General features: G+C 31.0%; 10 protein-coding genes. 7 read left to right on the forward strand and 3 right to left on the reverse strand.

Going from position 1 to position 7,519, the window contains the following annotated elements; genetic code table 11:
- The 3 genes from rimK to ACIQ11_RS07440 all read left to right on the forward strand — a co-directional run.
- Positions 1 to 978 (forward strand): 30S ribosomal protein S6--L-glutamate ligase (rimK, locus tag ACIQ11_RS07430; protein ID WP_396154039.1); only part of this gene is annotated, 978 nt, incomplete at its 5' end.
- A 3-nt stretch (positions 979 to 981) separates the two neighbouring features.
- Positions 982 to 1,161: a hypothetical protein gene (locus tag ACIQ11_RS07435; RefSeq protein ID WP_396148499.1), complete on the forward strand. Its 180-nt coding sequence runs from the start codon at positions 982 to 984 to the stop codon at positions 1,159 to 1,161.
- Positions 1,161 to 1,340 carry a DUF1272 domain-containing protein gene (locus ACIQ11_RS07440; protein WP_396148501.1) on the forward strand — a complete coding sequence of 60 codons (180 nt, stop codon included), beginning with the start codon at positions 1,161 to 1,163 and terminating at the stop codon, positions 1,338 to 1,340. The genes ACIQ11_RS07435 and ACIQ11_RS07440 overlap by 1 nt, the downstream gene beginning before the upstream one ends.
- Here ACIQ11_RS07440 and hutH read toward each other — a convergent pair.
- Entirely contained in the window at positions 1,337 to 2,827 is a 1,491-nt protein-coding gene (gene hutH / locus ACIQ11_RS07445; protein WP_396154040.1) for a histidine ammonia-lyase, read from the reverse strand. The two genes, ACIQ11_RS07440 and hutH, sit on opposite strands and share 4 nt — an antisense overlap.
- Positions 2,828 to 3,127: 300 nt before the next feature.
- On the opposite strand from hutH, the gene gcvT reads away from it, so the two are divergent.
- Entirely contained in the window at positions 3,128 to 4,210 is a 1,083-nt protein-coding gene (gene gcvT, locus ACIQ11_RS07450) for a glycine cleavage system aminomethyltransferase GcvT (protein WP_396154041.1), read from the forward strand.
- 66 nt (positions 4,211 to 4,276) lie between these two features.
- Positions 4,277 to 4,903, forward strand: a complete 627-nt coding sequence (locus ACIQ11_RS07455; protein ID WP_396154042.1) for a porin family protein — start codon at positions 4,277 to 4,279, stop codon at positions 4,901 to 4,903.
- Between the two features lie 29 nt (positions 4,904 to 4,932).
- On the opposite strand, the gene ACIQ11_RS07460 is transcribed toward ACIQ11_RS07455, so the two are convergent.
- Positions 4,933 to 5,823 carry a hypothetical protein gene (locus tag ACIQ11_RS07460; RefSeq protein WP_396154043.1) on the reverse strand — a complete coding sequence of 297 codons (891 nt, stop codon included), beginning with the start codon at positions 5,821 to 5,823 and terminating at the stop codon, positions 4,933 to 4,935.
- A 51-nt stretch (positions 5,824 to 5,874) separates the two neighbouring features.
- Here ACIQ11_RS07460 and ACIQ11_RS07465 point away from each other — a divergent pair, with 51 nt between their 5' ends.
- Together ACIQ11_RS07465 and ACIQ11_RS07470 are read left to right on the forward strand one after the other, a co-directional pair.
- Positions 5,875 to 6,243: a TM2 domain-containing protein gene (locus ACIQ11_RS07465; protein WP_396154044.1), complete on the forward strand. Its 369-nt coding sequence runs from the start codon at positions 5,875 to 5,877 to the stop codon at positions 6,241 to 6,243.
- Positions 6,244 to 6,248: 5 nt separating this feature from the next.
- Complete coding sequence (locus ACIQ11_RS07470) at positions 6,249 to 6,575, forward strand: DUF2752 domain-containing protein (protein WP_396154045.1); 327 nt, start codon at positions 6,249 to 6,251, stop codon at positions 6,573 to 6,575.
- A 42-nt stretch (positions 6,576 to 6,617) separates the two neighbouring features.
- Here ACIQ11_RS07470 and ACIQ11_RS07475 read toward each other — a convergent pair.
- The coding region (locus tag ACIQ11_RS07475; protein ID WP_396154046.1) for an AAA family ATPase at positions 6,618 to 7,519 on the reverse strand (902 nt) is incomplete at its 5' end.

Below are 7,519 nucleotides of genomic sequence, written 5' to 3' on the forward strand. Positions count from 1 at the left end.
GGAAGATTGATAGTTGACCCCGAAAAAAAGTTTGAATTAGGTCAGCCAACAACAGAAAGTTTAAAAGAATTTTATTATAGTGAACCTGAAAAAAAAGGATTAAAAATTGGATTATTAGCAAGTAACCCAGATTTATATAGCAACCGACGTATTATTGAAGCCGGAGAAATGCGTGGACACGAAATGCATTTTTTAAACATCAAATATTGTTATATGAAGTTAAGTGCTTCAAATCCTGAAATTCATTATCGTGGCGGCTTGGTTTTAAAAGATTTTGACGCCATTATCCCTCGTATTCGTCCAAGTATGACGTATTACGGATGTGCGCTAACCAGACAATTTGAAGCACTAAAAGTGTATGCTTTAAACAATGCTGCGGCCATCACTCAATCTCGAGATAAGTTATTTTCTTTACAATTATTACTAAACAATGGCGTAGATATTCCTACTACAGGATTTGCAAATTCACCATTAGATACTGACGATTTAATAAAAATGGTAGGTGGTTCGCCATTAATTGTGAAATTATTAGAAGGAACACAAGGAAAAGGTGTCGTTTTAGCAGAAACTAAAAAAGCCGCCGAATCGGTTATTAATGCATTTAAAAGTTTGAATGCTAATATCTTAGTGCAAGAATTTATTAAAGAAGCTAACGGAAAAGATTTACGTTTATTTGTTGTAGACGGAAAAGTAGTAGCTGCTATGCAACGAGAAGCTGCACCTGGCGAATTTCGTGCAAATATTCATTTAGGTGGTACGGCATCCATAGTTAAAGTTACCGCTGATGAAAAAAGAATTGCCATAAAAGCAGCTAAAGCGATGAATTTAAAAGTGGCTGGAGTAGATATTATTCGATCTTCAAAAGGACCTTTGTTATTAGAAGTAAATTCCTCTCCAGGACTTGAAGGAATTGAAGGTGCTACTCAAAAAGATATTGCCGGTGAAATGATAAAAGCTATTGAAAAAAACTTTAAGTAAAAAATGCAAAACAATTTCAAAAAATTATTACTTATACTTATCACTTGTAGTTTTATTGTGGCTTTCGGTGCTTTATTTAAAATTATGCATTGGCCTGGTGCAACATTAATCTTTAATACTGGCGTGGTTTTAGAAATTATCTTTGGTGCTGCAATTATGATTTATTTAGTAAAAAATAAATAATGGCTTTAGAATACAAAACAACTTGCGAGAAATGCACTATTTCTTTAAATATGCAATCAGAAGCTTGTATTTGCAGTTATGAATGCACATTTTGTGAATCGTGCGCTACAGAAATGGCAAATGTTTGTCCAAATTGCCAAGGTGAATTAGTAAAAAGACCGAAACGAAATAAGGATTAATTTATTTCCACCTGAAAACTCTTCAAAAACTGAATTGATTTTTCAATATCGTAATGTAATATTCTATCATCTGTAACTAAAGGCACTTCTTCACGATAGGTTTTAACAAACATTTCAATGAAATCACTCGATTTTAAAGGTCTTCTAAATTCGATAGCTTGTGAAGCATTAAATAATTCAATAGCTATTATTCGTTCTAAATTTTCAACAATTTTTAATGTTTTTGTAGCTGCATTTGCTCCCATACTTACATGATCTTCTTGTCCGTTGCTTGATACAATGCTGTCTATGCTTGCAGGAGTTGCTAATTGTTTGTTCTGACTAACAATGCTCGCCGCTGTATATTGCGGAATCATAAACCCTGAATTTAATCCAGGATTACTGACTAAAAACGCAGGCAATTCTCTTAAACCAGAAATTAACTGATACGTTCTTCTTTCCGAAATACTTCCTAATTCTGCTAAAGCAATTCCTAAATAATCTAAAGCCATCGCTAAAGGTTGTCCGTGAAAATTTCCACCAGAAATAATTTCATCTTCAACAACAAAAATATTAGGATTGTCTGTTACCGAATTAATTTCGGTAGTAAATACTTTTTTTACGTGGTCAATTACATCTTTAGAGGCACCGTGAACTTGCGGAATACATCTAAAAGAATACGGGTCTTGTACGTGTTTTTTAGGTTGTGCGATAATTTCGCTATCTTCTAATAATTCTAACATATGAGCTGCTGTTGCTAATTGCCCATTATGTGGTCGAACTAAATGAATTAATTCATTAAATGGCTCTTTTCTTCCATCAAAACCTTCTAAAGAAACTGCGGAAACAATGTTTGCTAAATGCGCTAATTTATCCGCTTGAATTAAATTGTACACACCGTAAGCACTCATAAATTGCGTGCCATTCAACAACGCTAAACCTTCTTTTGATTTTAATGTAATAGGCGATAAGTTTAACTTTTCTAATACTTTATGCGCTGGTTGACGGAAACCGTCATAATATACTTCGCCTTCATTTATTAACGGCAAACATAAATGTGCTAAAGGTGATAAATCGCCGCTTGCTCCTAATGAACCTTGTGTGTAAACTACAGGTAAAATATCATTATTGTAAAAATCAATTAATCGGTTAACGGTTACTAATTGTACACCTGAATGTCCGTAACTCAAAGATTGAATTTTTAATAACAACATTATCTTTACAATCTCGTGAGGTACTTCATCACCAGTACCACAAGCGTGAGATTTCATTAAGTTTTCTTGAAGTTTGGTTAAATTTTCAGTCGAAATTTTAATATTATATAACGAACCAAAACCAGTGTTAATTCCGTAAATAGCTTTATCATTTGAAGCCATTTTTTCATCCAAATACGTTCTGCATCGTTCTATTTTTGAGATAGCTTCTTCTGAAAGTGCTAATTTTTTTCCTTCAAAAATAATTTCTCTAACTTTTTCTATAGTAAGTACTGATGAATCTATGTAATGCATACGATTTTGTTTTAGCTGTCAAAATTCTACAAACAAATTCTAAAATGCAACTATTTTCAGTATTAAAACAATATTATTTTAAGAATGATTCAATCTCATTATTTTTTTGCCTCGAATTATCGAATTACTATTTTATTCCTAAAGGTTAAATATTAAATTCGAATTATTAATCGACTAAGTCGATACGATTATTTTAATGTTATATATTCGAAAATTCGTGGCTAAACTTTTAAGATTATTAGGGCGTAATTTTAAGAATTTTCAATATATTAGCAACTTTAAATTTTATAAAAACGTACAATGAAAAATACAGCATTAACAGCTATTCACGAAAGTTTAGGAGCAAAAATGGTTCCGTTTGCAGGTTACAATATGCCTGTTCAATATGAAGGAGTAAACGCAGAACACGAAACGGTAAGAACTGGAGTTGGGGTTTTTGATGTTTCTCATATGGGAGAATTTTTCTTAAAAGGAGAAAATGCATTGGCGTTAATTCAGAAAGTAACCTCTAATGATGCTTCTAAGTTAGTAGATGGAAAAGCACAATATTCTTGTTTGCCAAATAATGAAGGTGGAATTGTTGATGATTTAATTGTTTATAAAATTGCAGACAATCATTATATGTTAGTTGTAAATGCTTCTAATATTGAAAAAGATTGGAATTGGATTTCATCACACAATGATTTAGGAGTAGAGATGCAAAATCTTTCTGACAGTTACTCTTTGTTAGCCATTCAAGGACCAAAAGCTGCTGAAGCGATGCAGAGTTTAACTTCAATTGATTTGCTAAATATGGGATATTATACGTTTCAAATTGGTGAATTTGCAGGAAAACAAGATGTAATTGTTTCTGCAACAGGTTATACGGGTTCTGGCGGTTTTGAAATTTATTTTAAAAACGAAGATGCAATTACTATTTGGGCAAAAGTTTTTGAAGCTGGGGCTGCGTTCGGAATTAAACCAATTGGTTTAGCGGCTCGAGATACTTTACGATTAGAAATGGGATTCTGTTTATACGGAAACGACATTAATGATACTACTTCTCCTTTAGAAGCTGGTTTGGGTTGGATTACTAAATTCGAAAAAGAATTTACCAATTCAGAAAACTTGAAACAACAAAAAGAAGCGGGTGTTTCTAAAAAATTAGTTGGTTTTGAAATGATTGATAGAGGCATTCCTCGTCACGATTATGAAATTGCAGATGCTAATGGAAATGTAGTAGGAATTGTAACTTCTGGAACACAATCACCAAGTTTAGGAATTGCAATAGGAATGGGATATGTTCCAACAGCATTAGCAACTCCAGATTCTGAAATTTATATTAAAATTAGAAATAAAGATATTAAAGCAAAAGTGGTTAAAATGCCATTTTTGAAAAAATAATTTTTTTTAAAAAAGAAAAATATTTATATATTTGCAGCCTCAAATTTAATTTAAAACAAATAATTTATGAAAAAAGTATTTTTAACTGCTGTTGCAGTTTTTGGTTTTGCATTTGCTAATGCACAAGAGGTTAAGTACGGTGCTAAAGCTGGCTTAAATTTATCTAACTTTGCAGGAGATCTTGAAGGAGCATCTACTAAAGCTGGTTTCCAAATTGGTGGTTATGCTGAAATTAAAATTTCAGACAAATTTGCGGTTCAACCTGAGCTTTTATTTTCTGCTCAAGGAGCAAAATCTAAGATTTCATATACTCAATTAGGTATATCTTTTACTGAAAAGTCAACTGAAAAACTGAATTATTTAAATATTCCAGTAATGGCTAAATATTATGCTACAGAAAAATTATATATTGAAGCTGGTCCACAGATTGGTTTTCTAATGAGTGCTAAGTCAGATACTGAAACTACAGGGACTTTAGGTACAACAACAGAAAGAACTTCAGAATCTGTTGATGCTAAAAAGTATTATAATTCTACTGACTTTGGTTTAAATTTTGGTTTTGGTTATAACTTTACTGAAAACATTGGTGCAGGTGTAAGATATACATCTGGTTTATCAAATATTTCAAAAGATGTACCATCATATAAAGTAAACAATACTAATATTGCACTATCTGTTGCATATACATTCTAATTTAGATAATTTTGTACAAAAAAAACCTGCTAATTAGCAGGTTTTTTTATGATTGTTATTGAAGCTTCTTCATCTTTATTCAAAGTAGCTAATAATTCAAAACTTCTATTTTTGTCGTGAAGTTCTAATTTTGCTGTATTGGGTTTTATCTTTCCCTCATTTACAGCTACAATTTTGAAAATATCGTTTTTTCCAATTAATGTGATATTAATTGTTTTCTTTTTATTGGTAACTGAGTATTCAGATAAAATCAATTTATTGTTATGATATACGTTTATAATATCGCCATCTTCTTGTCCATTATCCCAAATATCTAATTTCAAAATTGTAGATTCCCAAAATACATTTAAATTTTGATTTGTACTTAATTTATTTATTTTTAAGCTGTCAATTAGTTTAATTGGGTTGGATTCGCTTTTGGTTTTAGCATCTATTTTTTTAGAGCTTTGTAATTTCTTATTTACTTTATTTACTAAATTATAAATTTTATTACTACCAATTAGAGACATTGTGCCATCAATACATTTGGTTTTATTATTAAATAAACCTTTGAAAGCACCTTCTAATTTACTTGTATTTTCCACTAATTTTACTTTTCCAGAAAAATTCACAAAACAAAACGAATTTTCATCAAATTTTGATTTTGTATACAATATTTCTTTCTCTTGAAATGAAAATTGCTTTTTTGATTTGTCGTATGAACCACTAATTACGTTCTTTGTTTCGTGTGCTCCATCTAAATCAGTAACGGAATAACCACTAATCTTACCGTTTTGTTCCGTAAAAACCAATCTGTATGTGATGATTGTTTTGTCGTTTCCGTTTAATTTTAAAGCGCCGTAAAATTCATAATTTACTTGAGCATAATTAGTTAAGGAAAACAGAGAAAATAATTGTAAAAAATATTTTAGGTTTTTCATTGCATATTGAGTTTAATTATTATTTTTGTGTAAATCTAAAACATTTTTTTTATGAAAATCAAATTATTTTTATCAGCTTTAATGCTGATGGTTGGAACGTTAACAGCTACTTATGCATCGTTCCCAGTTCAAAGAACTACTTCTAACAACACAAACACAACTGTAGTTGTTGAAAACCAAGAAGATGAATTATCTTCTCCTGCGATTGCTGGTGATGGTAAAAGTCAAATTATTGCTTTAGTACTTGTTGCTTTAGTAGGTGGATTAGGAATCCATAGATTTTATTTAGGATACACTTGGCAAGGTGTTGTTCAATTACTTACTTTAGGTGGTTGTGGTGTATGGTCTTTAATTGACTTAATCAGAATCATTACAGGTAATTTACAACCTAAAAACGGAAGTTATTCTAAAACGCTATAATAAAAATGTTTTCTAAATTATTTTTTTACACATCTAATGTAGTAACAATTGTAGCTCCAATTGTGTTATTGTTTTTGCCAGCTACTTTTTTCGATAAAGGAGAAAGTGTGTGTCTATCTGTACAACTTGCAAACATTCCTTGTTATGCTTGTGGTATGACAAAAGCAGTAATGCATTTCATTCATTTTGATTTTGAACGAGCTTGGGAGTTCAATAAACTTTCATTTATAGTTGTTCCAATGTTATTTCCGATGTGGATAAAAGCAATTTATGACATACAAGGTAAAAAAATGCCTGGAATTATAGGAAGATTATCTTATGCAAATAAATAATTTAAAATATTTATTTCATATTTAATTATAAAGAAAAACCTGCTAATTAGCAGGTTTTTCTGTTTTCATTACTGTTACAATTAGTTCTTGTGAATCTTCGTTTAAATCCATAAAGATTTCATCACCTTCGTGTATTTTTGAAGTTATTATTTCTTCGGCAAGCGCATCTTCTACATATTTTTGGATGGCTCTTTTTAATGGTCGTGCTCCAAATTGTTTGTCAAAACCTTTTTCAGCAATAAAATCTTTTGCTTTTTCAGAAATGGTAAACGTATATCCTAAGTCTTTAATTCGTAAAATAAGTTTTTCCATTTCAATATCGATAATTTTATCAATATCATGTTTTTCTAGACTATTAAATACAATTACATCATCAATTCTATTTAAAAATTCAGGCGCAAACGCTTTTTTCAAAGCATTTTCAATTACCGATTTGTTGTAGTCGTCTGCTTGAGCTGTTTTAGCAGCCGTTCCAAAACCAACACCTTGTCCGAAATCTTTTAATTGACGCGCCCCAATATTAGAAGTCATAATAATTATAGTGTTTCTAAAATCGATCTTTCTCCCTAAACTATCTGTTAAAAAACCATCGTCTAAAACTTGAAGCATCATATTAAAAACATCGGGATGGGCTTTTTCAATTTCGTCTAATAAAACAACAGCGTATGGTTTTCTTCTAATTTTTTCGGTTAATTGACCACCTTCTTCGTAGCCAACATAGCCTGGAGGTGCTCCAACTAAACGTGAAATAGCGAATTTCTCCATATATTCACTCATATCGATTCGCACTAAAGCCTCTTCAGAATCAAATAATTCTTTAGCTAACACTTTAGCCAATTGCGTTTTTCCCACGCCTGTAGAGCCTAAAAATATAAAGGAACCAATTGGTTTGTTAGGATCTTTTAAACCCGCTCGGTTTCTTTGAATTGATTTGGCTATTTTCT

The sequence above is a fragment of the Flavobacterium sp. genome (assembly GCF_044361065.1).
Classification (GTDB): Bacteria; Bacteroidota; Bacteroidia; order Flavobacteriales; family Flavobacteriaceae; genus Flavobacterium.